Raw genomic sequence first — 25,579 nt, 5'->3', positions numbered from 1 at the left:
AGCCGCCCGGCGCGCCGCGGCGGACGCGGAGCGCCGACGGGTCGCGGAGGCGCAGAGCCGCGAGCGCGAAGCCCGCGAGCGGGCGGACGCCGCGCGCGTCGCCGAGACGCGCCGCCCGGAGCAGGAGCGGGAGCAGGAGGCGCGCGCGAGCCGCGCCGCCGAGGAGGCCGACCGATTCGACCCCTCCGACATCGCCTCGATCCTGCGCTCGACGGAGGAGGCCGCCTCGACCGGCGCCGCCGCCGCCGAGATCAACCGGACCGCCTCGCTCGGCACCGAGACCGGCGCGGCGCAGCGACTCAACCCGAGCATGCGCGACCAGCTCGTCGGGCTGATCACGGCGCAGCTGCGCGCGTGCTGGGACGTGCCGATCGCCGCGCAGGCGATGCAGAACCCGCCGGTCGCCGCCGTGCGCATGGCGCTCGCCCAGGACGGCAGCCTCGTGACGGAGCCGCAGGTGACGAACGGCTCCGCCGATCCGCTGTTCAGGTCCGTGGCGGATTCGGCGCTGCGTGCCACGAGACGGTGCGCGCCGCTCCAGATTCCGGCCCAATTCGCCCCCTATTACGAGGACTGGAGGAACCTGACGGTGAACTTCAATCCGCTGTTCTCGTGACGGCGCCGGCCGTACCGGCGCGCGCCCGCGCGTCGCGCCGGCGCGCTCCTCGACCGCCAATCCCTCGACAGGCGGCCTCCACGGCCGCGAACCCCGGACACCCGACCATGCGCCTCGTCCTGAACGTCCTGCGGATCGGCTTCCTCGCGGTCGGCGTCGCCGCCACGGCGGGCCTCGGTACCGCCATCGCGCCGGCGCCCGCGCGCGCCGAGCTCGTCGTCGACGTGCAGGGTGGCCAGTTCCAGCCCATGCCGATCGCCATCGCCGAGTTCGTCGGCGAGGGCAATCTCGGCCCGCAGATCTCCGGCATCGTCTCGGCGAACCTCGCGCGCTCCGGCTATTTCGCGCCGCTGGAGGGCAGCCGCTTCCCGGAGCGGACGCCGGCCTTCGACGCCGCGCCGCAATTCGACCTGTGGCGCCAGGCGGGCGTGCAGGGCCTCGTCACCGGCCGCGTCACCCGCGACGGCCAGGGGCGGCTGCGCACCGAGTTCCGGCTCTGGGACGTGCAGACCGGCCAGCAGATCACCGGCCAGCAGTTCTTCACCGACCCCAACAACTGGCGCCGGGTGGGTCACATCATCTCCGACGCGGTGTTCACCCGCATCACCGGGCTCGCCGGCTTCTTCGACACGCGCATCGTCTTCGTCGACGAGACCGGGCCGAAGGAGAACCGCCTCAAGCGGCTGGCCATCATGGACCAGGACGGCGCCAACGTGCGCTACCTGACGCCGGGCGACAACTCGGTCGTGACGCCGCGCTTCTCGCCGCGCGCCCAGGAGATCGCCTTCATGGCGCAGGTCTCCGGCGAGCAGCCCCGCGTGCAGGTCCTCAACCTCGAGACGGGCGCGCGCCAGGCGGTGGGCAACTTCCCCGACATGACGTCGAGCCCGCGCTTCTCGCCCAACGGCCGCTCGATCGTGATGACGCTCCAGCAGGGCGGCAACGCCAACCTCTACCTGATCGACCTCGTCTCGCGCACGATGACGCGGCTGACGTCGACGCTCGCCATCGACACCTCGCCCTCGTTCTCGCCGGACGGGACGCAGATCGTGTTCGAGAGCGACCGCGGCGGCTCGCAGCAGCTCTACACGATGGGTGCGGACGGCTCGAACCCGCAGCGCATCTCCTTCGGCGAGGGCTCGTACTCACAGCCCGTGTGGTCGCCGCGGGGGGACTGGATCGCCTTCACCAAGATGCGCGGCGGCCAGTTCTCGATCGGCGTGATGCGTCCCGACGGCTCGGGCGAGCGCATCCTGACGGAAGGCTTCCACAACGAGAGCCCGGCCTGGGCGCCGAACGGGCAGTATCTCGTCTTCTTCCGCGATCCGGGGGGCCAGTCGGGCGGGCAGCTCTACATGGTCGACATCACCGGCCGCGTCGAGGTGCCGATCCCGACGCCGGGCTACGCCTCCGACCCGACCTGGTCGCCGCTGCTCTCCGACATCCGCTGAGCCGGGGCGCCGAGGACCGTCGCGACGCCGACGCAGTCCCGGCGGATCGCCCCTCACGGAGAGTCGCGCGACTCCGCCAGTCCCTCCCCACCCGGGAGAGGGGAACTCACCCGTCGGCCTTGACGCCCTCGAAGAAGCCGTCGTTGGCGCAGAACGAGGGGGCGTGATCCGCGCTCTCGTGCGTATCGAGCCAGGAGCGGCAGGCGCCCTCGTGCGCGCAGCCGACGCAGCGGCGCGCCGCGTGGGCGAGCGCGAGATCGAGGCCCCGCGCCTCCAGCGTCGCGGGCTCGAGGTCCAGCCGGCGCATCATCTCGCCCATGAGGCGCGGACGCCCCGCGGCGCCGCGCAGGCCTTCGATCATGCTCTTCATCGCTTCGTCTCCCGGCTGATGTCGAAGCGGAGCATGGCGGGCGCGGGGAGGGCGCGCCTTGATCGAGCGCAAGAACGAGAGCACCACCGCCCAATACTGCCGGCGTTCCACCGTGCTCGCTTCGGTCGAGCACTCCGCGCTGCTCCGCTGCCCTTCGCCCCTGCGGGTGACCTCCCTTGCGCGTGGGCGGCGGCGGAGGCACGACGGCTCCGGAGGGGAGGTCGGAGTCCGTTCGAGAACGAGGTCGGTGGCCGACGCGGCGGAGGAGCAGGCTGCCCATGGCGGCGTGGATCATGGCCTGGGAGACGTCGATGCGCTGCGCTTCGTTTCTCACCGCGCGCCGCCTGCGGGGCATTCCCCGCGATGGTCCGTTCGACGATCCGTCGCCGCACCCGTTCCTTCATCGGCGAGCTCACGCTCCATGTCTGCGCAACGTTCGCAGGTGATGGCTGGCTGGCGACCGCTCCCAGTCCGAGAACTGCTCGGCGCCGCGAAAGCGATACGGAATCGAGGTAACGACGATGCGCCAACGTTCATCACACCAATCCGCATGTTTCGCCGAAGGATGCCGCGGAAAGACGGGCGGCGTCCGATGACGAAGCAACTCCTCAGGAGCGCCGCTACCGCACTGCTCATTTTCGTTGGCCCGGTCGATGCAGAAGAGAATGCGCCGATGACCTACCCGGATACACGTCAGACCGACACGGCCGAGGTGCATTTCGGCGTCACGGTCCGAGACCCGTTCCGCTGGCTGGAGAACGACCCGCGTCAGGACGCCGAGGTCGCGCGGTGGATCGAGGCGCAGAACGCGCTGTCCGCACCCTATCTGGAGAGTCTCCCCGGACGAGACGTGTTCGAGCGCCGGCTGAAGGCCATGTTCGACCATGAGACCACGACTCCGCCGATCGAGCGCAATGGCAGGTACTTCTTCGAGCGAAAGGGAGGCCTCGACGCCCAGCAGCGGCTTCTGATGCGCGTCGGCACCGACGGTGCGAGCCGAATCCTGATCGACCCGAACACCTGGGCGGAAGACGGCACCGTGGCGTTGGCCGAATGGGCGGTCTCCGCCGATGGCGCGTTGGTCGCCTTCGCCAGGCAGGACGCCGGATCGGACTGGCGGACCATTCGTGTCGTGGACACGTCGACCGGCGCGGTGCTGGACGACGCGGTCGAATGGGCGCGGTTCACCAGCATCGCGTGGCACCCGGACGGAACCGGGTTCTACTATTCCCGCTATCCCGAGCCCGAAGCGGGTGCGGCCTTCGGCGCGGGCGTGGACGGCCACGCCGTCTATTTTCATCGAATCGGGTCGAGCCAATCGGAAGACCGGCTCGTTCACGCGCCGACGCCGGGGCGCGCGCTGCTGCATACGGCCGATGTCACGCCGGACGGCCGCTATCTGATCGTCTACACGTCGGCGCTGACGGGAGGCGTCGCGGTGACGGTGACGGATTTGTCGTCCGCCGACGCAGCGCCGAAAAGGCTCGTGGAAAGCTACGACGACCGCTGGCACCTGTTGGGCAATCTCGGCACGAAACTCTTCTTCGCGACGCAGAAGGATGCCCCTCGAGGCCGGGTCGTGACGATCGACCTGTCAGACGCGCAGCCCGGATTCTCCGAACTGATCCCGGAGCGGCCGGATGCGGTTCTGCGCGAGGGTGGATCGGCGCTGCTGGGCGACCGGCTCCTCCTGTCCTATACGATCGATGTCCAATCGCAGCTCGAGCGCTACCGGCTGGACGGCACGCTCGACGGGACCGTCCCGCTACCGGGACCGGGCAGCACCGCGCTCGTCCGCGGGCGTCCCGGTGAGAACGAGGCGTTCTTCGCCTTCACCAGCTACGACGCGCCGCTCACCGTCCTGCGTTACGAGGTGGACGCGAACCGCACGGAAGTCTGGGCAGAGCCCGAGATCGCGATCGATCTCGACACGATCGTCGTCGAGCCGCACTTCTACACCTCGAAGGACGGAACGCGGGTGCCGTTGTTCATCGTCCGGCGCAAGGACGTCGACGGTCCGGCACCGACGATGCTCCATGCCTATGGCGGTTTCGGCATCAGCATGATCCCGCATTTCTCGCCCGCCGCGATGGCTTGGGTCGAGCAGGGCGGCGTCTATGCGGTGGCGAACATCCGTGGCGGTGGCGAATACGGCCAGGCCTGGCATCATGCCGGCCGGCGTGCCGACAAGCAGAACGTGTTCGACGACTTCATCGCCGCCGGCGAGCATCTGATCGACCAGGGCATCACGCCGTCCGACGGACTGGCGATACACGGCGAATCCAACGGCGGACTGCTGATCGGCGCCGTGATCAACCAAAGGCCGCATCTGTTCGCGGCAGCCCTGCCCGGGGTGGGCGTCCTCGACATGCTCCGTTACGACCGTTTCACCGGTGGAGCCACGTGGGTCGAGGAGTTCGGCAGCCCGTCCAGGGAGGAAGAGTTCCACACCCTGCTGTCCTATTCGCCCTTGCACACGATCCGCGAGGGCGCGCGCTACCCGGCGGTACTCGTCACCACCGCGGATACGGACAACAGGGTCGTCCCGGCCCATTCGTTCAAGTATGCCGCCGCGTTGCAGGTCGCTGAGATCGGAAACCGGCCGCACCTCCTGCGTGTCGAAACCCGCGCAGGTCACGGGGCCGGCAAGCCGACCGACATGGTGATCCAGGAGTTCGCCGACATGTGGGCCTTCGCCGCCCGCTGGACCGGGCTCGACGTCGCGGCATCCGACTGAGAGCATCGGAATGGAGGGAGCTCTCTCTACGTGACGATCCCCGCCATGGTGCAGCCGTCGTCGACCGATAGCGGCGACGCCGCTCCTCAAGCTGGGATCATCCGACGCAATCGCAGCTTCGTGAACGGTAGCTGAGCCTTCGATGATGACGAACCGGCGCAAGAATCCGTGCGCTTCGGAGTGTCGGCGACGCGTACCACCGTCGACACTCCATATGGCAGTCTCGTAGCAAATGGAGAATGCATCATGCGATGGGAATACAAGCTCGTAACCGAAACTCTGAATGCCGATCAGCTCAATGCGTTCGGCGGCGACGGGTGGGAACTCGTCGCCGTCGTCTCGCCCGGTCATTTCGTGCTGCACTACTTCTTCAAGCGCGAAGTGCAAGACTGACATGACCCTGATCGTTCGCCGCTCGATCTCGGCGGTGTGGCCTCGGATCCGCCGCACGAGAAAGCGACCAGCCAGATCAGTCCGAGAGCGATCTCAGTTCGATCTCACGAAGTCGGCGATGCACTTTACCACTCCTGGCGCCAACGGCAGATCCGGAGCGGCGTAGGTGGCGAGGTTTTCACCCCGCTCATCGGATCCCACCGACTTCAGCACATGGTTCGTATTCGGCAGCGCCACGAGCGTCGCGAGCGGTGCGGCCTGCTTCAGACGTTCGGCATCGACAGCCGCGACCTGGAGATCGCGCTCTCCCTGCACGATCAAGATGGGGTTGGGGATGTCGGCTGCGAGGACCGCCGGGTCGAGAGCGAAGGTGCTGATGAGATAGTCTTGCACAGGCGGAGCGAAGAGCGGTGCGAGCGCCGGCGGTAGGCTCGCCGCGTCGACACGCCGTCCGGCGGACAATTCGTCGATCGCGTGGTCGGCCGCGGCCAACAGCGGCGCATTGTCGGGATTGGCGTGCAATTGTTCCTTCAGCACGGTTCCGAGGGGCCGTCCTGCCGTCGCGACGAGAACGAGGCCGCACAGGCGGCCGACCTTCGCGGCGGACGCGAGCGCCACGAGGCCGCCTTCGCTGTGGCCCAGCAGCCATACGCATCGGGCTCCCGTGCGTGCACGGATCGCCTCGACCCAGGCGTCGACGTCGTGCACGTAGTCTTCGATGGTCACCGCATTGGCGTCCACGACCGCATCCCGACTGCCGAAGAGGCCTCGCTTGTCGATGCGCACGCTGCCGATTCCTCGGTCGGCGAGCCCTTCGGCCAAGAGCCGATAGGGCGCGGCGCGAACGCCCAACGGACTGTTTCCATCCCGGTCGGTAGGACCGGAGCCGGGTATCATCAGAACGACGGGCGCGCCCTCCGCGGGAAGGATCATGGTCCCCCGAAGTGCGCCCTCCGGACCCGGAGCTTCGAAATCCGAGCTCACGAGCGGCGGGATCTCCGAAGAAGGCTGTCTCATATCGAATCTCCACGACAAGCCGACTGTCTAGAAGGGTAGTCGGCAAGAGCATCAAGCCGTGCACTCTCATCGCGTTCGAGCAATGGTCACGAGCCGGGCATCGTCATGATCAGAGGACCGTTTCGCGTCGCTACGACGGTGTGTTCGTATTGGACCGTCAACGCTCTCGGCTGGGCGAAGAGCGTCCATTCGTCGTCGCCGCTCTCGGCCCATTTCGCCCCCAGGGACAAGAACGGTTCGACGGTGAAGACCAGACCCTCGTTCATGATCCGGCGCTCGGACGGGTTCGGCCACGTCGCGATCTCGATCGGCGCCTCGTGGAGCGACAGGCCTACGCCGTGGCTCGCGAGGTTCTCGACGAGGCTGTAGCCATTCCTGCGCGCGAACGCGCCGATGGCCCTGCCGATGCCGGCGATCGGCTTCCCGGCTCCCACCTGCCGCAACCCGGTCCACATCGCGCGCCGACCGTCGCGGCAGAGCCGCTCGACCGCGCTGTCGACGGGCGGCACGGCGAAGGAAGCCCCCGTGTCCGCGAAGAAGCCGTTCTTCTCTGCCGACACGTCGATGTTGACCAGGTCGCCGCGTTCGATCCGCCGCGGGCCCGGCACGCCGTGGGCGATCTCCTCGTTCACGCTGATGCAGGTCGCGCCGGGAAAGCCGTAGGTGGTCTGCGGAGCCGAACGTGCTCCGGCACGATCCAGGAGGTCGCGCCCGATCCGGTCGAGTTCGCCCGTCGTCATGCCGGGCTCCAGCGCCTTTCCCATGGCTCGGAGCGTCTCGGCGACGATGCGCCCCGTCTCCGTCAGGCGCGCGAGATCATCGTCGTTGGAAATCGTCACGGTGGCTTCCCTGTCGGGCTCGATCCGGTTGCCGAAGGTGCCGTAGGCGGGCCTGCGTCGCCGGCCGGCCTACGACGCGTGTCTACTCCGATTCCGACACGTCTGTCAGTCGTGGTATGCGCGGCGCCGCTCGAACTTGGCCGCGAGAACGAGCGCCGAGGTCAGCAGAAGCGCCGCGTTCAAGGGATGGTAGGCCAACAGCCCGGGGCCGCCGAGCGCGAGGGCGACCTGGATGAGGTAGAGAACAGCGGTGAGCGAGGCCCACCAGGCGAAGCCCCGGAGCCGCCCGATCGCGAGACTACTCCCCGCGAGCAGGAACACGGGCACGGCAATGAAGCCACCCAGTGCACCGTGCAGTTCCCAGGAGGTCCCGGCGAACAGCGCCCGACCGGCCAGGAGAAACTGCGCGCCCAGGAGAGCGGGCAGGGCACGTGCCGACCACAGGACGAGCGCCGGCGTGCCGCGATCGAGATCGCGAAGCGTGTCGTGCGAGAGGTTCGTCATGGCTCAGGCCGCCTTTCCATTGCGCGTTCCGACGGGCGTACCGGCGGCGAATGCGGCGAGCGCATTGCGGTAGTCGATGGCGGCATCGGCCAGCGCATCGGGCGAAAGCCGGTCCGCCTCGAAGGTGACGTGCGGCTCGTGCCAGGGAAGGCCACAACGATGTGCGGTGGCCTTGAGCGGTATGAGGATCTCGTCGAGCGTGTAGTGGTTGGCGCCGCTGCGCTCGTAGGCTGCCGCCACGTTGCCCGCCGTCACGGCGATCATGACGGGCGTGCCGACGAGCCGATCTCCCTCGGCTTCGGCGACGATGTAGTACATGCGGGTCAGGACGGCGTCTTGCCAAGCTTTCAGGAGCGCCGGGACGGAATACCACTGGATCGGAAACTGCAGCACGATCCGATCGGATTGCAGCAGCATCGCGGCTTCGTCGGCCGCATCGGTTGCGATTTCGATCCGGGCATCCGGGTAGCGAGCCTGCATGTCGACGACGTTGGTGTCGGGCAGGCTGCGCGCGGCCGCGGCGAACGCGGCGTTGGCTCTGGACGTGGACAGGTCGCGGTGAAAGACGAGGACGAGGGTGCCGGGCACGAGAGACTCCGTTGTGTTGTTGTCGGTCGAGACCGATGTATGAAGTCTGCTCCACTTCATCCAATTGAAGATTGGTATGGCCGACTATTCGTGCGATGAATGCATTGCAAGGCATCTGATGGGGCTCGCCGATCGTGGAGCCTGTCGCCCGAAATCGGGCATGCCGCGTGAATGAGTTCATGCAGCCAACTGCACCTCAGCGAAAGAAAGCAGCGGCACGCGCGTCGAGCGACTAGGGGCCTCGAGTCGCGAGCTCCGCGGCGAGCATGTCGACGAGGTGTCGAACCTTCGGGTCCAGCAATCGCCGCTGCGGGTAGAGCGCCATGATCTCGACGGCGCCGGCATCGCAATCGGGCAGAACTCGTCGGAGGCGCCCCATCTCCAGGTCGTCCGCCACGACACTGCGCGGCAGGAGCACGAGCCCCAGACCGGCGAGGGCGGCTTCGCGCAGGGCCTCGGCCGAATCGAGCCGCAGGCGAGAACGCCCCGTCACGCGCACCCACGTTCCCTCCGTCTCTTGCAAGTGCCACGTCAGCCGCGTGCCCTGGCTGGTGTGGATCAGCAGGTCGTGACGGCTCAGGTGCTCGACGCGGGTCGGGGGAATGGTTCGAGCCACGTAATCCGGGCTGGCGCACAGCACCAGCGGCTCCCGGCGCAGGGTTCTACAGATCACGCCCGCGTTCGGCGCACCGACGCCGATGCGGACGGCGAGGTCCACCCCCTCCGACACCAGCTCCGCGACCCGGTCCGTCAGGCTCATCTCGACCTGAACCTCGGGCCAGGTCTCCAGGAACCGACGGACGACCGGCAGGACGATCCGCCGGCCCAGAGCATCGGGCGCGCTGACACGGATCTGGCCGCGAGGCTCGCCGTCGCCGGCCGACATCTCGGAGCCGACGTCATCGAGAGCGTCGCGGAGGGCGAGGCCGCGGGCATAGAGCCGACGTCCCGGCTCGGTCAGGCTCAGCGCCCGGGTGGTCCGGTTCAGGAGCCGGGCGCCGCAACGGGCCTCGAGCCGTGCGAGTGACTTGCCGGCGGCGGACCGAGACAGGCCCATGCTCCGGCCGGCCGCGACGAAGCTGCCGGCTTCCACGATGGCGAGGAAGACGAGAAGCTCGTCGACTTGCGCCCCGTCGAGGGCGGCACGGGTCATTGGCGCCTCCGTCTCCTCGGCAGAACGGGCCCCCTGGATTTATCCGCCTCCCGGGCGTTCGTCACCCCGGCGCCGCGATTCGCGGCAGCGGTGCCGCCGATGAACGATCGGCCGCGCGTCCCGGGTCAGCCGGGAGCCTGCACGACCATCTCGATCTCGATCTGGAGGTCCGGTGCCGCCAAAGCAGTCACGCCGATGCCGGTCAGGCTCGGTTGCGCGCCGCCGAGAAAGCGCATGATCTCCGTCATCGCGATTTCCTGCGCCTGCGGCCGCACGTCGGTCAGGTAGACGCGCATCTGGACGATGTCGTCCGGCGCCGCCCCGAGAGCGTCCAGAGCATGCCGCAGGTTCTCGACGACGACCGCGGCCTGCTCCGCCAAGGATCCGGGTACTGCGCCCCCTTCGGCACGCCAGGCGACCTGGCCGGACACGAAGGCCAAGCGGACCGGTCCGGCGACGGAAATCTGCGAGTATCCGACCTCGCCCGCATCCGGCAGGGTCGCGGGGTTCATGCGCGTGACTGGGTCGGGCATGTCGAGCTCCTATCCGCCTCTTTCGTGCCGGTACGTCTACGGGTGGAAATCGGCGAACGGCGATCGCTTCAGTGACGATCGGCACGATCCGATTCGGGTGAGGCGCGCGCGTTCGTCTCTTCGAAGGCGACGTGCCGAATCTCGTCCGCGACATGGCGTACGATTCGGTCCGTTGCCCGGCGGACGTGCCAGGCGAGTTCGAGGCTGAAGCCGGAAACCTCGAACGGCGGCGCGCGACCGATCAGATGTGTGCTCTGCGAGACGGCGACCGTGTGCCGTGGCAGTAGCGCAATGCAGTCCGTTCGGGCGAGTATGGGCGGCACGAGCCGAAAGGACGGCACGACGGCCCCGATCCGCCGTGTGCGTCCCATTCGGTGGAGTTCGTCGTCGACGGCCGTATGTCGTTCTCCTCGCCCGGACACGATCACGTGTGGCCAAGCGAGCCACGCCTCGAGGTCGAACGCACCTGCGGCCGGGTGGTCGGACCGCATGGCGACCACGTACGTTTCCTCGAAGAGTTGCACCACGGTGAAATCATCGTGCCGCGGAAAGACCGAGATCGCCAAGTCCACCTGGCCGGTCGCGAGAGACTGCAGCGCCGCCGCGGCTCCGCGCCACGGCTGGATCACGAGCGAGACGCCGGGCGCGGCGCGCTGGAGCCTCGCGATCAGACGGGGCGCGATCATGAGCATCGGATCGTCGGCCGACACGATGTGGATCGTCCGCTCGACCTCGCTCAACGGGATTTCCGGTGGGTCGATCAGTCCTCCCACCTCGCCGAGAACGTGCCTGAGCGGTCCGCGCAGAGCCTCCGCTCGGGCCGTCCGGCGCATCCCGCTTGCCTCGCGCTCCAACAAGGGGTCGTTGAAGAGCGTGCGGCATCTCTGGAGCGCACTCGACACGGCCGGCTGAGACAGGTTCAGCCGATGTGCCGCGCGGCTCACATGCGCCTCCTCGAGCAGCGCATCCAAGATCACCAGCAGGTTCAGATCGACACCGCGAAGATTCATGAGTCTCACACTCCGAGATGCTCGCCGATCGAGCCGTTCAGTCCGCGCCGAGGATCTCGCGGATCAAGGCGAGCGCGGCCTCCGCCCGCGCGGCGTTGGGATAGTTGCGGTTGGCGAGGACGACCACGCCGATCTCCTCCTGCGGTATCATGGCCACGTAGGCGCCGAAGCCGTTCGTCGAGCCCGTCTTGTTGAGGAAGGTCGGGCCGTCGAGCGGTCGGGAGCGCTCCGTCAGCGGTTGCGGCTCCAGCGCCATGTCGCTGCTGTTGCCGGCGGCGAGCCGCTCCGCCCCGACTGGCCAGGAATACGCTTCCCAGATCATCGCCTGTGCGTAATGCGCCGTGTCGTAGCGGGCCACCCGCGTCCGCGCGAGCGCGGCGGTGATTTCCGGCGTCGTGTCGGCGACGCCGAGATGTGCTTGCAGGAACAGGATCATGTCCGAGACCGAGGCCTTCACGCCGTAGGCCTCCGCGTCCAGCATGCCCGGGGCGACCCGGATCGGGCGGTCGTCGGAGCGGCTGTAGCCGAAAGCGTAGCGCGACATCGCCGTCTGCGGCACCGTCACGTGGGTGTCCTCGAGACCGAGCGCGGGCAGCAGCTCGGTCGTCAAGGCCGTCTCGTAATCGCTGCCGAAGGCATGCGCCGAGATCCGCCCCAACAGGCCGATGCCGAGGTTGGAATAGGATCGGACGCGCCGCGGATCGACCTCCGGGCTCCAGGCCGCCAACCATGTCGTCAGCGACCGGTCGTTCGTGATCTCGCCGGGCACCTGCAGGGGCAGCCCGCCGGTCGCATGGGCGGCGAGGTCGTAGAGCGTGATCGTATCGAACGCGCTCCCCTCCACCATCGGCATGGCGTCAGACACGGGCGTGTCGAGGGAGAGCAGGCCGCGCTCCTGGGCGAGGCCCGCCAAGGCGACGGTGAACAGCTTGCTGACGGAGCCGAGCTCGAAGAGCGTGTCCTCCGTGACCGGCTGTTCCGGTGCCCGCACCGCGAGGCCGTTCGTGTAGATGTAGCTGTTACCCTGATAGGTGATGCCGACGGCCAAGCCGGGAATGTCGTACGTCGCGACGACAGGGTAGAAGATCGCTTCGCTCAACTGCCGGAATTCGGCAGGTGAAAGCGGCTGCGCAATCGCCGACGTCGCGCAGAGCATGGCCGCGAGCGTGATCTTGAATGTCGTTCGCATCGAGAGACGTCCTGTGAGATCGAGAGTGTGAGGCCTGGAGGAGGCGCCGGCGGTTTCGTCGGCGGACGCGCCGTCGATCGTCGGCGCGAATTTCGGGGGAGAGCGTGCGCTGGATGCTCACGCGGCACGGAGCACGACGCGGATGATGGTGCCGCCACCGGGGGCGTCTCGGATTTCCACACGCCCGCGGTGGCGAGCGACGACCTCCCGCACGAGGTGGAGGCCGAGCCCGCTTCCCGTCCCGCGCGGCCGCAAGCGGGCGAAGGGCTCGAACACGCGCTCGCGCTCCTCCTCCGGAATGCCGGGTCCATCATCCTCGACCTCGATGACGGCGCCGCCGACCCGGACGACGACGTTCCGTCCACCGTGGTCGATTGCATTCTGGACGAGGTTCATGAGCACGCGCTCCAATGCACCGGCGTCGCCGACGATCGTTTCACTGCTCGAGACCTGAAACTCGATGGCACTCCCGCGGGCGATGACGAGCGGCGCCAGGTCTCCGACGAGCCGCCGAACGAACGGCGCGAGATCGATCCTGTCATCGTGACCGTTGCTCTCCAGGCGTTCGAGATCCAGCAATTGCTCGGTCAGGATCGCGAGCCGGTCGACGTCCGGAGCGAGCGCACGGACGACGTCGCTCTCGGACGACTCCACCTTGCTGCGGAGAATCGCGACGGGGGTTCGCAGCTCGTGCGATGCGGAGGCCACGAAACGACGTTGACGTTCGTAACCCTCGTCGAGACGCCGCAGGGCCTCGTTGACCGCCTCGACCAGGGGGGCGATCTCGCGGGGCACATGCGTCTCGCTCAGGCGGCGACCGCGTGTGTCCGTATCGATTTCCTCTGCCTCACGGGCGATCTTCGACACTCCGGCGAGCGATCGCCGGACGGTCCACGGCGTGACGACGATCGAGGTCAGCAAGAGCAGGAGGAAGATCGGCAGGATGACGATGTTCGACGCCAGCACGACGATGAGGCTCAGCTCGGCGAGCTCGCCGTGGCCCATGATGGTCAGGGTCCCGACCTCGGTCGTCTCCCTCCTGATCACCGCAGCCAACGCGTAGGGCGCCGAGCGGGCCCGCAACTGGCCGAACGAGAGATCGCGCAACCGACCGAGCAAGGAATCGTAGTGCCGGGGTACCGTCCCGAACGTCACGCCGTCGCCGGTATCGTCTTCGGCGACGAACCAGAGATCCGGTGCCGCTGCCTGCGCGTCGACCAGTTCGGGCGTCATCACGACCGCCAGCCGCCCCGACGCGTCGCGATCGATGGCGCGTGCGATGACCGGGATGATCTGTTCATCCGCGAAGGGGCCGCCGCTGTCGATGCGGATCGCGATCGAGATGAGGATGACGAAAGCCGCGAGGAGCGTGGCGAAGTGGACCACCAGCGGATAGACGACGAGCGGACGCTCGAGGGACGGTTGGTTTCTCACGATGCCTCGCGCAGAAGGTATCCGACGCCCCGGATCGCGTGGATCTCGATCCCGGCACGCCTGTCGTTGAGCCTCCGGCGCAGACGTGAGATGTGGGAGTCGAGCGTATTCGACTGGACAATGTCGTCGAAGCCGAACACCGCCTGCTCCAGCGACTCCCGCAGCACCGCCCGGCCACGGCGCTCGAGCAGCGCGGCCAGGACCCGCAGCTCGCGGCGCGGCAGGTCTATCCGCTCCCCCCGGATCTCGACCTCCTCGTGCATGAGATCGAAGACGAGCGATCCCGCCCTGATCTCCTCGCCGGCCATCTCGGCAGGCCGCCGCTTGACGGCCCGAATGCGCGCCAGCATCTCGTCGAGCGAGAACGGCTTGATCAGGTAGTCGTCCGCGCCACCGTCCAGACCGGCGATACGATCCGCGACCTCGCCGCGTGCGCTGAGGACGATGACGTGTATGCCCGGATTGGTCTTGCGGAACAACGGAACGAGGGAGAGGCCTTCGCCGTCCGGAAGCGTGCGGTCGAGCAGGACGAGATCGAACTTCCCGATCAGGCCGGCTTCCCGCGCGGTCTCCAGCCGGTCGACGTGATCGACGACGAAGCGCTCTCGCTCGAGGAACGCACGGAGCGAGTCCGCGAGCCGGATCTCGTCTTCGATCAGGATGATCCTCACGGCGCGCCCTCTCTCGTCGAGCAACCCGTGCGATGCCGTTCCTCGCCGGGGATCTTCGTCGTGCCGCCGCCCCTTCGAAGGCGCGCGGTGCGGGACGCGATGCGAAACCGTGGACACTGTCGCAAAGCGCACCCGCCTTCCCGCATCGAAAATGCCGCCTCTTCGCCCCGACGCCTGCGGACCGGCGCCGGAGCGGATCACGCAGGCGCGGAAGCCCTGCGGAAGGCTTCGCCTCCCGCCCGGCGGCGTTACCGAGGACCGCACTCCCGGCGGGTCGGATCGCGTTCGCATCGTTGCGCGCGAGCGCGATCGGAGATGATCTGTGCGTTCAGTGCCGTCTCGCTGGCGAGGTTCGCTCTGTACGCGTTCTCGAGGGAGGAGCCACCCGAAACGCATCCCGCAACGGCGACACACGAAAGAGCCGCGAAAATCAGACCGATGGGCGCTTTGGGCAGCCGGGCTTCTCGAAGATGGAGCATTGCTTTCACCTGAATTGGGTTTCGCTTTCCGGACGCCGGCCGGCTTTCGAGCTGCGGACGGTCGCCGGCGCCCACATCGCCGGCGAAGATTGCGTAGACATGGAGCCCGCGCCCGCGCACGGAAGAACGGGCGCGGGCCACCTCCGAGGTCGTGCCTTCGTATGGCGCCCGTGTGGCGACCCGGCGACGGCTACCGCGATCGACGGGGCACGGACGCCTCGAACGACGCCGCCAGGATGTCGAGACCCAGTGCGATCTCGTCTTCGGATACCGTGAGCGGCGGTGCGATGCGGAAGACGCCGCCCATGCCCGGCAGCTTGACGATGTTCATGCTCATCCCGCGCGTCATGGCTTCGTCCATGATGCGCGCGCCCGTCTCGTAGCCCGGCGTCTTGAGGTGTCGGTCCTCGACGATCTCCAGCCCGAGAAGCAGGCCGCGTCCGCGGACGTCGCCGATGCAGTCGTACCGCTGCTGCAGAGAGCGCAGGCCCTCCTCCAGGAGAGCGCCCCGTATCCGTGCCTTCTCGGTCAAGCGGTCACGGTCGACCACGTCGAGGACCGTGAGGCCCACGGCGGCCGGCAGCGGATCGGAGGTGTGCGTCGTGTAGAACAAGTAGCCCTTGTCGAAGGCCTGCTGTTCGATCGCCGTGGTGGTCATGACCGCAGCCAGCGGCAGGCCCGCCCCCAGCGTCTTGGACAGGGTCAGGATATCGGGCGTGACGCCGTCCCGCTGGAAGGCGAACATCGTGCCGGTGCGGCCGACGCCGGTCTGCGCCTCGTCCAGGATCAGCAGCATGCCCCGTTCCTCGCACTTCTTCTTCAACGCGGCGAGGTAGCCGTTCGGCAGCTCCAGAACGCCGCCGCTCGACAGGATCGGCTCGGCGATGAAGGCCGCGAGATTGCCGGTCGACTGCTGGTCGACGAGCGCGAAGGCGTCGTCGAGCTCGCCCTGCCAATCGATCGTCCCGTCGGCATGGGTGAAGCGCGGGCGGTAGCTGTTGGGCGCGGGAATGGCGAACGATCCGACGGCTGCGGGTCCGTAGCCCTTGCGGCCGGCGCTGTACGTCGCCGAGGCGGCGGCGCCGGTCATGCCGTGCCAGCTCTGGGCGAAGGCGACGACCTCGAACTTTCCCGTCACCAGCTTCGCCAGGCGCAGCGCCGCCTCGTTGGCTTCCGCGCCGGTCGTCAGCAGCTGGACGCGGTCGAGGCCCGGTGCGAGCCCGGCGAGCCGTGCGGCGAGGGACACGACCGGGCGGCTCAGCATCCCGCTGAACAGATGCGCCACCCGCTCCATCTGATCGTCGACCGTCGAGACGATGTCCGGATGGCCATGGCCGAGCACGGCGCTCATCTGGCCGGAGGTGAAGTCCAGGATCTTCGTGCCGTCGGCGTCGTAGACGAAGCTGCCTTCGGCGCGCTCGATGATCACCGGCTCGAAGCTCGGGCCGTAGCGTGTCAGATGCTTGCGGGCGTCTTCCCAGAACTCCGGGTCTGCGTTCAGCGACATGATCCACCTCCGCCTCGTTCGGCAGCGATGATGGGCACGATTGCGTGCGATTGGCGAATTGATATATCTGAGATGTGATATCAACAGAGCCGATGGCCATGCTGGATCTCCAGCTTCTCCGCAGCTTCGCGATCGTCGCCCGCACGGGCTCGATCAGCACCGCGTCGATGCAGATCGGCCGCACGCAATCGGCGGTCAGCATGCAGATGCGTCGCCTCGAGGAGACGATCGGTCAGCCGCTGCTGCATCGAACCGGATCGGGAGTGCGCCTCACGGTCGTGGGCGAGCGGCTGCTGCTGCACGCGGAGGCTCTCCTCGGCCGGCACGACGAGGCGCTTTCCGATTTGGCGGGCACGGGCTTGAGAGGATCGGTGAGCTTCGGCTGCCCGGAGGAGTTCTCCATCGCCTTCGTACCGCACCTCCTCGCGGGCTTTCTCACCAGGCATCCGAGCGTCGAGCTGCACATGATCTGCGCCCCGACGGTCGAGCTGCGGAAACACCTGCACCGGCGGCGGCTGGACATGGCGCTCGTATCGACGCCGAACCTCGACGAGGACGCGCTGCTCCGGACCGATCGCTTCGTCTGGGTCGCGAACCGACCGAGGCCCGACATCCTTCGGCACGACGTGCTACCTCTGGCGCTCTCGGGACCGACCACGCTCGATCACCGCGCGGCGACCGAAGCGATGCGGTCCGCGGGGCGCCGCTTTCGCCTCGCCTACGCCAGCGACAGCCTCGCCGGCCTCCTGGCGATCGCGCGCTCGGGTCACGCGATCTCGGTGACGACGCGCGCAGCGGTTCCGAGCGATCTGGCGATCGTCACGCAGGACCTGCCGCCGCTCCCGGATTTCGGCATCGTCCTCGCCGATGCGGGCGCGCAGGCCTCGGCGGCGGCGAAGGCGTTGGGCGATCACATCCGAGCCGAGCTGCCCGTCGTCTAGCGGTCGGCTCCTCGCCGTCTCCTGCGCCGATCATCGCCCGGTGATCTCTGCGAGGGAGGATGCACTTCCGACCAGGGCGGCCCGGCTCCGTGTCCAGGCGTCCCCGTCGATGGCGAAACGGCTCCTCAGCCAAGCCAGCGTGAGACGCCGGGTCGCTTCGAGCGCCTCGGGATCCTCGACCTCGGTCTCCCGTGCGTCGAGCCCGGGAATCCCGCCGAGGGAATGACCCACCCCCGCGATCGTCAGCAGACTATCGGCCCCCGGCGCGTCGTGGTAGGCGTCGGCATGCCATTCGGGGCCTCGCGGCGTGAAATGCGGGTCGTCCTCCGCTCCGCAGACCACCAGAGTCGGCACCGCGATGCCGCTGAAATCGACGTCGAAGAAGGGGAAGCGCGCGGCGTGCTCGGGCGCCAGGTGGGCCCCGCCGCGCCCCGGCGTCGCCAGCAGGACGCCGGCGCGGATGCGCGGATCGGCGAAGCTCTCCCCCTGCAGACGCCCGCCGAGCAGCAGGCTGCAGGTATGGCCGCCGAAGGAGTGTCCGGCGACCGCGATCCGGTCGTGGTCGAGTCGTCCGGCGACGGCCTGTCGCTCGATCTCGTCCAGCCCGTCCAGGACGGCGCGCATCTCGGCCACGCGCTCGCGCCAGAAGAAGGGGCCTCCCGGCAAGGCGGGGTCGAGGCCGCCGACCCGTGAGCTGGCGTGCGTCGGCTGAATGACGGCGATGCCTCGCTCGGCCCAGAACTGGGCGAGCGGGGCGTATCCGTCTTTCGAGGGGATGGAGTTCGACGGGCCGAAGCCGTGCGAAAACACGACGATCGGCATCGCCTCGCCGACGGCCGGCGCGGTCAGGCGCAGCTCGAGCGGTTGGCGGTCGGGCAGCTCCAGGCGGATCGGCGTGTAGGCCACGGTCGCGGTCGGCTCCGGCGTCGGAAGGACGCGGGACAGGGTGATCAGTCGGTTCATCTGCAGTCCTCGATCGGTGGGACCGGGCGCGGCGGCACGGCCGCGCCCGGCTGGTCAGGCGGCGTCGAGGCCTTCCTCGCGGAACCAGGCTCGCGCATCGGCGTCGGCGGGCAGCTTCATCGGGGCCGTGTCGTCCGTGACGGCGCGCCAGACGGCGTGCGCGACATCGTGCGCCCGCGTCTTCTCGCCGGCCGAGCCGAGGCTCCGGAAATAGGCCTGCACGAAGGGGCCGTACGCCTCGGGGACATCCATCCCCATCCGCGCCACGGCATTGCGTCCGAACGACGTTTCGGGTGCGCTGCCGGGCAGGACGAGCCGCGCACGCACGCCGAACTCCGCGGCCTCCAGCGCGAAGCTCTCGGTGAAGGCGTTCACCGCGGCCTTGCTGGCGCTGTAGATCGACAGCGCCGGCAGCGGACGCAGCGTCACGCTCGAACTGATGTTGACGATCACGCCGCTGCGACGGGCGCGCATCGCGGGCATCACGGCGCGGGTGACGGCCATGGTCCCGAGCACGTTGGTCTCGAAGAGCTCGCGGGCACGGTCCATCTCCGCGCCTTCCAGCACGTTCAGCATGCCGACGCCGGCATTGTTCACGAGCGCGTCGAGCGGTCCCGCCGCCGCGACGGCGGCGGCGATGCTGTTCGCATCGGTGACGTCGAGGGACAGGAGGCGCAGCCTGTCCGAGACGGGCAGGCCGTCGCCCGAGGGCGTGCGCATCGTCGCGATCACCTCCCAGTCGCGATCGAGGAAGAAGGCGGCGACGGCGCGGCCGAAACCCGAGGAGGCGCCGGTGACGAGGATGCGGGGCATGCGTGGTTCTCCTTCGCTGTGGTGAGCGAGAGGTAGACGGCGCGTGCCGATCATTCTATCGATGAAAGTCCATGTTGATTCATCGAACGTCCGAACCGGTGCGTACTCTCCACGAAGATCCGCTGGCCGCGGTCGTCGCCTTGCTCCGACCGGCGCTCTCCCTCGCCAAGCTCGTCGAGGCCGGTGGGCGGTGGAAGGTCGAGCGGCGTGACATGGCGAGCCCCTTCTACTGCGCCATCGTCGAGGGGAGCGCCCGCCTCACCCCGACCGGTCGGGGGCCGATCACCCTGCGGGCCGGGGACTTCATCCTGATCCCAGATCTGCAGGGCTTCGGCATGACCGGCGAGGCGCCTCCGGGACCGAATGCGCCGAGCCGGCCGCTCGAGATCGGTCCGGGCCGGGTTCGCCTCGGCCCGGCGGATGCGCCCGTGCAGATGCGCGCGCTCGTCGGGCACTGCCGCTTCGAAACGCCCGCGAAGGGCCTGCTCGTGTCACTGCTGCCCGACGTGATCCACGTCTCCGGCAACGACCGCCTGACGGCGCTCGTGCCGGTCATCCACGAGGAGACGGCTGCCGAGAGGCCGGGGCGCGAGCTGATCCTCCAGCGTCTCTTGGACGTGCTGCTCGTCGAGGCGCTCCGCTCGGGGCCGGCCGTGGACATGCCGCCGGGGCTCCTGCGCGGGCTGTCCGATCCGCGGCTGGCCACCGCCCTCGGGCGCATCCATGCGCAGGCGGACGGCGAGGTCTCCATCGCAACGTTGGCGAAGGACGCCGGCATGTCCCGCTCCAGCTTCTTCGAGACGTTTCGCAGAGAGATCGGCTGCGCACCGAAGGAATACGTGGCGCACTGGCGGATGGCCGTCGCCAAGACCCTCCTGCGGGAGGGCCGGCTGACCAATGCGGAAATCGCACGCCGTGTCGGCTACGGCTCCGCCAGCGCCTTCGGAACGGCCTTCGTCCGCCACGAAGGCCTGTCGCCGGGCGCGTTCGCAGCCGAGGTCGGAGGACGGGGAGGTCGTGACGTGTCGATGGACGTCATCGGCGCCGGGTGACGCGCGTCTGGCGCGGCCCGCCGAAGGTTCGCATATGGTCGATCAATGCGCGTAGTTTCGGGGCGACGTTGCGGCGGTTCGGATAGTAGAGATTGAAACCAGAGAAGTACGGGCAGAAGTCCTCGAGGAGAGGAACGAGTTCGCCTCGATCGATCGGCCCACGAAAGCTCTCCTCCATCCCGAAGGTGATGCCGGCACCCGCGACGGCGAGCTTGACCATCAGCGCCATGTCGTTCGTGGTGATCTCCGGGTCGACAGTCACGCTGAACTCTCTGCCGTTCTCTGCGAACTCCCAGCGGTAAGGCGCGTGCCGCGGCGCCGACCTCCAGCCGATGCAACGGTGTTCGGCGAGCTCCCGCGGATGCGACGGCACGCCGAAGCGGTCCCGGTAGGCAGGTGAGCACACGGCGAGCTGGCGTTCGTCTCCGCCGGCGGGCACGGCGATCATGTCCTGCTCGATGACCTCGCCGAGCCGGACGCCCGCGTCGTAGCCCTCGACGACGATGTCGAACTCCTCGTCGGTCACCGTGACGTCGAGCTCGACCCTCGGATTGGCCTCCGCGAAGCGCGCCAGGAGGGGGCCCGCCAGAAAGCGCTCGGCGATCGACGAGACGGCCAGCCGCAATCGTCCGCGTGGGGCCCCGCCGAGGCTCGCCGCCGTCTCGGTCGCCGCCCGCATCTCGGCGATGGCAGGCGCGACCTGCGCGTGAAGGTGTTCACCCGCCTCCGTGAGGCTGACGCTGCGCGTCGTTCGCCTCACCAGCGCGGTGCCCAGCGTCTCTTCGAGCCGCCGTATCGTCTGGCTGACCGCCGAGCGTGTCACGCCGAGCCGGTCTGCCGCGGCGCGGAAATTCCGTTCCTCGGCCACCAAGGCGAATACGGCGAGCGCGTTGAAGTCCGGCTGCATTGGTTAGTTTCTCTTCCCACCATGTGAATGAATGAGCGGCTACCGGCTACAATGGGGCCGGTCTATCTCCTGGGCAACCGCGATGACGCGGCCAGCCACAGGAGATGGAATTGGACAAGGTGATCCTCATTACCGGCGCTTCGAGCGGCATCGGGGCCGGCATCGCCCGCGAACTCGCCGCGGCCGGCGCGAAGCTCGTGCTCGGTGCACGTCGCACCGACCGGCTCGAAGCTCTCGCACGAGAGCTCCGCTGGGACAGCAACGAAGTGCTGACACGTCGCCTCGACGTCGTCGACCGGGAAGACGTAGCGGCCTTCGCGCAAGCGGCGCGAGACGCTTTCGGACGCGTCGACGTGATCGTCAACAACGCCGGCATCATGCCGCTTTCGCCGATGGCGGCCATGAAGGTGGACGACTGGGACCGAATGGTCGACGTCAACATCAAGGGCGTCCTGCACGGCATCGCCGCGGTGCTGCCCGGCATGCTGGCTCGAGGCTCCGGTCACGTCGTCAACATCGCGTCGATCGGCGCGCTCACGGTCTCCCCGACCGCCGCGGTGTACTGCGCGACCAAGTATGCGGTGCGTGCGATCTCGGACGGGCTGCGCCAGGAGAACGAACGCCTTCGCGTCACCTGCATTCATCCCGGCGTCGTGGAGAGCGAGCTCGCCGACGGAATCACCGATCCGGCGACGATCGAAGTGATGAAGGCGTATCGCGCCATCGCGCTCCAGCCCGACGCCATCGGGCGGGCCGTCCGCTACGCCATCGAGCAGCCGGAAGACGTCGACGTGAACGAGATCGTCGTTCGTCCGACGCGGGCAGTGCACGGATGAGGACCGGAGCCACGTTCGCGATGACCGGGATCGTCCTGGCACTCTTCTACGAGGAGACAGCCATGAGCGGTGAGAACCACCCTTACGTCGGCATGTGGGTGACGGCGGACGGCTACGTGCGCCACGAGTTGCTGCCGAACGGCCGATACGACGAAGCCCGGGGAAACCGTGAGAGCGCCTACCAGGGTCGCTACGAAATCACCGGCGATCACATCCGATACTGGGACGATACGGGCTTCACCGCCGACGGGGACTTCATCGACGATGTGCTCCATCACGCCGGCATGCGGCTGTACCGCCAACGAGATCGCGTCGAGAGCGGTTCGCTCGTCGATCGATAACTGGGCGACGGGACGAGCAGCTCCCGTCACCTCCAAGCATACGAGCGGCTGATCGCTCGTAACCGAGCAGAGTGCTTCGCTCTGCCACAGCCACAGGAAAGGACAGACAGATGAACACCAAGGGACTTCGCACGATCGCGTATGCAATCTTCGCGATCGTAACGCTCGGCAACACCAACTCCGCCTATGCCGACGAGACGTGGAATGATCGGATGACGTTCTACTCGGTCGCTCATTCGTCTTCGCACGTGGCCGCTTCATTCCGCCGGACGCCTGCCGCCACGGGGGCGATCGGCGGAACGGGTGCCGGAGCACAGGCAGGCGACGGTCGTGCGGCGCACGGCTCGGACTTCTGGTGGCTTCATCGTGAAGCCGTTCGCGAGCGCAGCTCCGGGCGGTGACGCGTAGGCTGACGTCGACAGCCCGATCCGGATCGACTGCCGCATCGAGACATGGTGCGGCAGTCGACGCGTTCCGCGCCCGGCGAAGTACAGAGATGCGAGCGTAAAGAGTTCTCGATCGCCGAGCCTGTAGAGTGGGCTCTGCGCAGAATTCACGCCAGTGCTCGTAACCCAGCGGTGATCGCCGCGCCCATCTCGGCCACCTCTTGCCGAGAGGGCGTCGCGCCGACGACGACCATTCTCCAATAGAGCGGCGCCGGGATCAGATCGAGCGCGAGCGTGGTGTTCAAGGTCGCGGGCAGCTCACCGCGCGCCATGGCGCGCTCCAACAGGGTCGACCCGTGAGCGCGCCTCTGCTGCGCCACGCGCGTGTTCAGCGTACGCATCTCGGGTGATCGCGCCGCCTCCGCATGCAGATCCGGCAGGATGCGCCGGACGAGCGGATGCCTGAGCACGACGCGCAACCTGAACAGGAAGTCCGTCACGTCGGCCTCGAGCGACCCTCGGTCCTCGATCATCGCCATCCGAAGGCCGAGCGCGTCCACCGCCTCGGCGGCGAAGGCGACCCTCGACGACCAGCGCCGGTAGATCGCCGCCTTGCCCGCTCCCGCGCGGGCGGCGACCCGCTCGAGGCTGACGGCGGCGAAGCCCTTCTCCGCCCACTCGGCGAAGAACGCTCGGTAGAGCGCCTCCGTCAGCTCCGCCCGGGGCACGGCGGCCCCGGTCGGTTTCCGCTTTCTTTTTTCGTCGGAACACTTGCGTTCCATCCGAGGGATCTCCACATCGTCGATACGATACCGTTCCATCCAATATGGGAGCATTCGATGGCTGGCAAGTTCGACACGTTCGGGGATCTGCTCGTGGGCGCCCTGGGCCCGATGCTCGTTCCCGCGGACGGCGTTCTCGACCTCTTCGCCGAGGACGTGATCTTCGAGTTCCCGTATGCGCCGGAGGGGCTACGGAAGCGACTCGACGGGCGCGACCGGCTCGCCGAGCACTTCGCCCGGCTCGGGCCACTCGTCGAGTTCCACCGATTCGATCTCGAAGCGGCGTACGTGTGCGGGGACACGGTGGTGATCGAGTTCGGCTGCGAGGGCCGCGGCGTGGAGACCGGCATCGCCTACGACCAGACCTACGTCTCCGTCGTGACACTCCGGGACGGCCGCATCGTGCGCTACAAGGACTATTGGAACCCGCTGGTCGCGCTCGCGGCGCTCGGAGGGACCGAAGCGGTCGCCGCTTCGTTCGGCAAGGAGGCGACCCATGCCTGAGCGCATTCTCGTCACCGGCGGGACCGGCACTACGGGACGCCGCGTCGCGCGGCGGCTGGCGGAACGAGGCGTCTCCGTCGCGGTGGGCACGCGGCGCCCCTCGGCGAATCACGAGGTTAGGTTCGACTGGGCCGATCCTCGGTCGGTCGCCGCTTTCGAGGGCGCACGCGCGGCCTACCTCGTCGCTCCGACGGATCGCACCGACCATATGGCGCTGATGCGGCCGATCCTCGAGCGGGCGATGGCGATGGGAACGCGGCGCCTCGTGCTGCTCAGCTCGTCGCAACTCGTGCCCGGCGGCCCCATGATGGGCGAGGTCCATGCGTGGCTGGCGGAGAACGCGCCGGAATGGGCGGTTCTGCGGCCGTCCTGGTTCATGCAGAACTTCTCTAGCGGCCCGCACGGCCGGACCATCCGCGAGGAGAGCGCCATCTACAGCGCGACCGACACCGGCCGCGTCGGCTTCGTGAGCGCCGACGACATCGCCGCGGCGGCGGTCGCGGCGCTGACGAGCGCGCGCTCCCTCGACGGGGACGCCGTTCTGACCGGCCCCGAGGCGCTGAGCTACGACGACGTCGCGCACGTCGCCTCGGACCTGCTGTCGCGCCCTGTACGGCACGTGAGACTCGGCACCGAGGAGCTGATCCGCCGCCACACGCAGCTGGGGTTGCCGAGGAGCTACGCGGAGGCGTTGGCACATCTCGACGAGGTCATCCGCCACGGAGGTGAGGATCGCACGACGGATCAGGTTCTCCGGCTGACGGGCCGGGCGGCGACCTCGTTCCGGGCCTTCGCAGAAGGCAGCGTGTCTTCGTGGTGAGATGCCGCCGACGCGTTCGTACGCCCGCTCTCCCGTGCTGCCGCACCGACGCAGCCGGCGCATCGGCCCTCGCAGCCGCGATCACGCGCGCGCGCCGGCCCGTCGGCCCATCGCAGCGGGATGTCACCGATCCGTCAGCAGCTTCCGAAGGAACAGCCGGCTCTGGTCTCCGGGATAGCCGGGCAGCTCGCCGATTTTCTCGTAGCCGAGCCGCTCGTAGAAGCCCGGCGACTGGAACGTGAAGGTGTCGACCCATACGCCGCGGCAGCCCGCTGCGACGGCGCGTCGTTCCGCTTCTTCGACCAAGGCGCGCCCGTGCCCCCCACCGCGAAGGAACGTGGGTACTCCGAGGATCTGGATGTACAGCCAGTCCCAGTTCAGCTGGCCGACGAGACCGCCGACCACGTGATCGTCGTGCAGGAGCGCGAGGGCGAGCGTTCGGGGTTCGAACGGAAACCCGCGCTCCCTGCTGAAGACGTCGAGCGGTGCGAGGATCGCGCGACGCACATCGTCCGACGGTTGGTCGACGATCGAGATGGCAGTGGTCATCACCGTGCTTCCGTCCTCTGAGCCGAGAGTGCGCTCCACGGTCGATACCCGAATCGTAAGCACGCGACAGCCCGCCGGCCGACGTCGCTCGTGCAGAGCGCTCGCGACCGCGGTCCCGCCCCGACTCGTGGTCCTGCGCCTGCGAGCTCTCGAGCGAGGTCCGCACCGTCTCACCTTCGAGCGCAGCGAGGCGT

Annotated in this window: 28 protein-coding genes and 1 pseudogene; 11 read left to right on the top strand and 18 right to left on the bottom strand. The window is 68.4% G+C overall.

All coding sequences use genetic code 11. The features are described from left to right. On the top strand, positions 1 to 616 hold a 616-nt coding region (gene tolA, locus AB9M23_RS18945; protein ID WP_372426143.1), incomplete at its 5' end, for a cell envelope integrity protein TolA. 107 nt (positions 617 to 723) lie between these two features. Continuing rightward, positions 724 to 2,067, top strand: a complete 1,344-nt coding sequence (gene tolB, locus AB9M23_RS18940; protein ID WP_372426142.1) for a Tol-Pal system beta propeller repeat protein TolB — start codon at positions 724 to 726, stop codon at positions 2,065 to 2,067. 106 nt (positions 2,068 to 2,173) lie between these two features. Here tolB and AB9M23_RS18935 read toward each other — a convergent pair whose 3' ends face one another. Continuing rightward, entirely contained in the window at positions 2,174 to 2,437 is a 264-nt protein-coding gene (locus tag AB9M23_RS18935) for a DUF6455 family protein (protein ID WP_372426141.1), read from the bottom strand. Between the two features lie 247 nt (positions 2,438 to 2,684). After that, positions 2,685 to 2,826: pseudogene (locus AB9M23_RS18930) on the bottom strand (IS5/IS1182 family transposase); the annotation flags it as partial. A 203-nt stretch (positions 2,827 to 3,029) separates the two neighbouring features. Here AB9M23_RS18930 and AB9M23_RS18925 point away from each other — a divergent pair. Continuing rightward, positions 3,030 to 5,174 carry a prolyl oligopeptidase family serine peptidase gene (locus tag AB9M23_RS18925; RefSeq protein WP_372426140.1) on the top strand — a complete coding sequence of 715 codons (2,145 nt, stop codon included), beginning with the start codon at positions 3,030 to 3,032 and terminating at the stop codon, positions 5,172 to 5,174. A gap of 246 nt (positions 5,175 to 5,420) precedes the next feature. Further along, positions 5,421 to 5,567 carry a hypothetical protein gene (locus tag AB9M23_RS18920; protein ID WP_372426139.1) on the top strand — a complete coding sequence of 49 codons (147 nt, stop codon included), beginning with the start codon at positions 5,421 to 5,423 and terminating at the stop codon, positions 5,565 to 5,567. 93 nt (positions 5,568 to 5,660) lie between these two features. Here the strand turns inward: AB9M23_RS18920 and AB9M23_RS18915 are convergent, their stop codons facing one another. The 11 genes from AB9M23_RS18915 to AB9M23_RS18865 all read right to left on the bottom strand — a co-directional run bounded on the left by AB9M23_RS18915 (position 5,661) and on the right by AB9M23_RS18865 (position 16,491). After that, entirely contained in the window at positions 5,661 to 6,464 is an 804-nt protein-coding gene (locus AB9M23_RS18915; protein WP_372426147.1) for an alpha/beta hydrolase, read from the bottom strand. Between the two features lie 206 nt (positions 6,465 to 6,670). Next, positions 6,671 to 7,423: a type I methionyl aminopeptidase gene (gene map / locus AB9M23_RS18910; RefSeq protein WP_372426138.1), complete on the bottom strand. Its 753-nt coding sequence runs from the start codon at positions 7,421 to 7,423 to the stop codon at positions 6,671 to 6,673. A gap of 105 nt (positions 7,424 to 7,528) precedes the next feature. Beyond that, positions 7,529 to 7,927, bottom strand: coding sequence for a DUF6220 domain-containing protein (locus AB9M23_RS18905; RefSeq protein WP_372426137.1), 399 nt, complete (start codon positions 7,925 to 7,927; stop codon positions 7,529 to 7,531). A gap of 3 nt (positions 7,928 to 7,930) precedes the next feature. After that, positions 7,931 to 8,515 carry an NAD(P)H-dependent oxidoreductase gene (locus AB9M23_RS18900; protein WP_372426136.1) on the bottom strand — a complete coding sequence of 195 codons (585 nt, stop codon included), beginning with the start codon at positions 8,513 to 8,515 and terminating at the stop codon, positions 7,931 to 7,933. A gap of 232 nt (positions 8,516 to 8,747) precedes the next feature. Then, the gene (locus tag AB9M23_RS18895) at positions 8,748 to 9,668 is read right to left on the bottom strand and encodes a LysR family transcriptional regulator (protein ID WP_372426135.1); all 921 of its coding nucleotides are present in this window, start codon (positions 9,666 to 9,668) and stop codon (positions 8,748 to 8,750) included. 125 nt (positions 9,669 to 9,793) lie between these two features. After that, positions 9,794 to 10,180, bottom strand: a complete 387-nt coding sequence (locus tag AB9M23_RS18890) for a RidA family protein (protein WP_372426134.1) — start codon at positions 10,178 to 10,180, stop codon at positions 9,794 to 9,796. Positions 10,181 to 10,269: 89 nt separating this feature from the next. Next, positions 10,270 to 11,211 (bottom strand): LysR family transcriptional regulator, encoded by a 942-nt coding sequence (locus AB9M23_RS18885; protein WP_372426133.1) that lies wholly within the window; start codon positions 11,209 to 11,211, stop codon positions 10,270 to 10,272. 37 nt (positions 11,212 to 11,248) lie between these two features. Then, complete coding sequence (ampC, locus tag AB9M23_RS18880; RefSeq protein WP_372426132.1) at positions 11,249 to 12,367, bottom strand: class C beta-lactamase; 1,119 nt, start codon at positions 12,365 to 12,367, stop codon at positions 11,249 to 11,251. Positions 12,368 to 12,517: 150 nt separating this feature from the next. After that, entirely contained in the window at positions 12,518 to 13,834 is a 1,317-nt protein-coding gene (locus tag AB9M23_RS18875; RefSeq protein ID WP_372426131.1) for a sensor histidine kinase, read from the bottom strand. After that, positions 13,831 to 14,505, bottom strand: coding sequence for a response regulator transcription factor (locus AB9M23_RS18870; protein WP_372426146.1), 675 nt, complete (start codon positions 14,503 to 14,505; stop codon positions 13,831 to 13,833). The genes AB9M23_RS18875 and AB9M23_RS18870 overlap by 4 nt, the downstream gene beginning before the upstream one ends. A 669-nt stretch (positions 14,506 to 15,174) precedes the next feature. After that, positions 15,175 to 16,491 (bottom strand): aspartate aminotransferase family protein, encoded by a 1,317-nt coding sequence (locus tag AB9M23_RS18865; protein ID WP_372426130.1) that lies wholly within the window; start codon positions 16,489 to 16,491, stop codon positions 15,175 to 15,177. Between the two features lie 98 nt (positions 16,492 to 16,589). Here AB9M23_RS18865 and AB9M23_RS18860 point away from each other — a divergent pair, with 98 nt between their 5' ends. Beyond that, positions 16,590 to 17,432: a LysR family transcriptional regulator gene (locus tag AB9M23_RS18860; RefSeq protein ID WP_372426129.1), complete on the top strand. Its 843-nt coding sequence runs from the start codon at positions 16,590 to 16,592 to the stop codon at positions 17,430 to 17,432. A gap of 30 nt (positions 17,433 to 17,462) precedes the next feature. Here the strand turns inward: AB9M23_RS18860 and AB9M23_RS18855 are convergent, their stop codons facing one another. Both AB9M23_RS18855 and AB9M23_RS18850 read right to left on the bottom strand, forming a co-directional pair. After that, positions 17,463 to 18,395 (bottom strand): alpha/beta hydrolase family protein, encoded by a 933-nt coding sequence (locus AB9M23_RS18855; protein ID WP_372426128.1) that lies wholly within the window; start codon positions 18,393 to 18,395, stop codon positions 17,463 to 17,465. A 54-nt stretch (positions 18,396 to 18,449) separates the two neighbouring features. Next, positions 18,450 to 19,208 carry an SDR family NAD(P)-dependent oxidoreductase gene (locus tag AB9M23_RS18850; protein ID WP_372426127.1) on the bottom strand — a complete coding sequence of 253 codons (759 nt, stop codon included), beginning with the start codon at positions 19,206 to 19,208 and terminating at the stop codon, positions 18,450 to 18,452. Positions 19,209 to 19,306: 98 nt separating this feature from the next. On the opposite strand from AB9M23_RS18850, the gene AB9M23_RS18845 reads away from it, so the two are divergent. Next, positions 19,307 to 20,260 carry an AraC family transcriptional regulator gene (locus AB9M23_RS18845; RefSeq protein ID WP_372426126.1) on the top strand — a complete coding sequence of 318 codons (954 nt, stop codon included), beginning with the start codon at positions 19,307 to 19,309 and terminating at the stop codon, positions 20,258 to 20,260. Here the strand turns inward: AB9M23_RS18845 and AB9M23_RS18840 are convergent. Next, a complete protein-coding gene (locus tag AB9M23_RS18840; protein WP_372426125.1) occupies positions 20,244 to 21,167 on the bottom strand; it encodes a LysR family transcriptional regulator in 924 nt (307 codons plus the stop codon). The two genes, AB9M23_RS18845 and AB9M23_RS18840, sit on opposite strands and share 17 nt — an antisense overlap. Before the next feature lie 104 nt (positions 21,168 to 21,271). Here AB9M23_RS18840 and AB9M23_RS18835 point away from each other — a divergent pair, with 104 nt between their 5' ends. From AB9M23_RS18835 to AB9M23_RS18825, 3 genes are all read left to right on the top strand, one after another. Beyond that, positions 21,272 to 22,003 (top strand): SDR family oxidoreductase, encoded by a 732-nt coding sequence (locus AB9M23_RS18835; RefSeq protein ID WP_372426124.1) that lies wholly within the window; start codon positions 21,272 to 21,274, stop codon positions 22,001 to 22,003. A gap of 20 nt (positions 22,004 to 22,023) precedes the next feature. Further along, positions 22,024 to 22,344, top strand: a complete 321-nt coding sequence (locus AB9M23_RS18830) for an Atu4866 domain-containing protein (RefSeq protein ID WP_372426123.1) — start codon at positions 22,024 to 22,026, stop codon at positions 22,342 to 22,344. Positions 22,345 to 22,454: 110 nt separating this feature from the next. Continuing rightward, positions 22,455 to 22,745, top strand: coding sequence for a hypothetical protein (locus AB9M23_RS18825; protein ID WP_372426122.1), 291 nt, complete (start codon positions 22,455 to 22,457; stop codon positions 22,743 to 22,745). Between the two features lie 152 nt (positions 22,746 to 22,897). Here AB9M23_RS18825 and AB9M23_RS18820 read toward each other — a convergent pair whose 3' ends face one another. Continuing rightward, positions 22,898 to 23,458: a TetR-like C-terminal domain-containing protein gene (locus tag AB9M23_RS18820; protein WP_372426121.1), complete on the bottom strand. Its 561-nt coding sequence runs from the start codon at positions 23,456 to 23,458 to the stop codon at positions 22,898 to 22,900. A gap of 111 nt (positions 23,459 to 23,569) precedes the next feature. Between AB9M23_RS18820 and AB9M23_RS18815 the strand changes: the two genes are divergently transcribed. Together AB9M23_RS18815 and AB9M23_RS18810 are read left to right on the top strand one after the other, a co-directional pair. Next, positions 23,570 to 24,016, top strand: a complete 447-nt coding sequence (locus AB9M23_RS18815; RefSeq protein WP_372426120.1) for a nuclear transport factor 2 family protein — start codon at positions 23,570 to 23,572, stop codon at positions 24,014 to 24,016. Then, positions 24,009 to 24,836 (top strand): NAD-dependent epimerase/dehydratase family protein, encoded by an 828-nt coding sequence (locus AB9M23_RS18810; protein ID WP_372426119.1) that lies wholly within the window; start codon positions 24,009 to 24,011, stop codon positions 24,834 to 24,836. The genes AB9M23_RS18815 and AB9M23_RS18810 overlap by 8 nt, the downstream gene beginning before the upstream one ends. 123 nt (positions 24,837 to 24,959) lie before the next feature. Here the strand turns inward: AB9M23_RS18810 and AB9M23_RS18805 are convergent, their stop codons facing one another. After that, positions 24,960 to 25,385, bottom strand: a complete 426-nt coding sequence (locus tag AB9M23_RS18805; RefSeq protein ID WP_372426118.1) for a GNAT family N-acetyltransferase — start codon at positions 25,383 to 25,385, stop codon at positions 24,960 to 24,962. Positions 25,386 to 25,579 lie beyond the last annotated feature (194 nt).

This window comes from Salinarimonas chemoclinalis, from assembly GCF_041514305.1.
In the GTDB taxonomy this organism is placed as follows: domain Bacteria; phylum Pseudomonadota; class Alphaproteobacteria; order Rhizobiales; family Beijerinckiaceae; genus Salinarimonas; species Salinarimonas chemoclinalis.
This window is presented reverse-complemented; position numbering and strand designations above follow the sequence as displayed.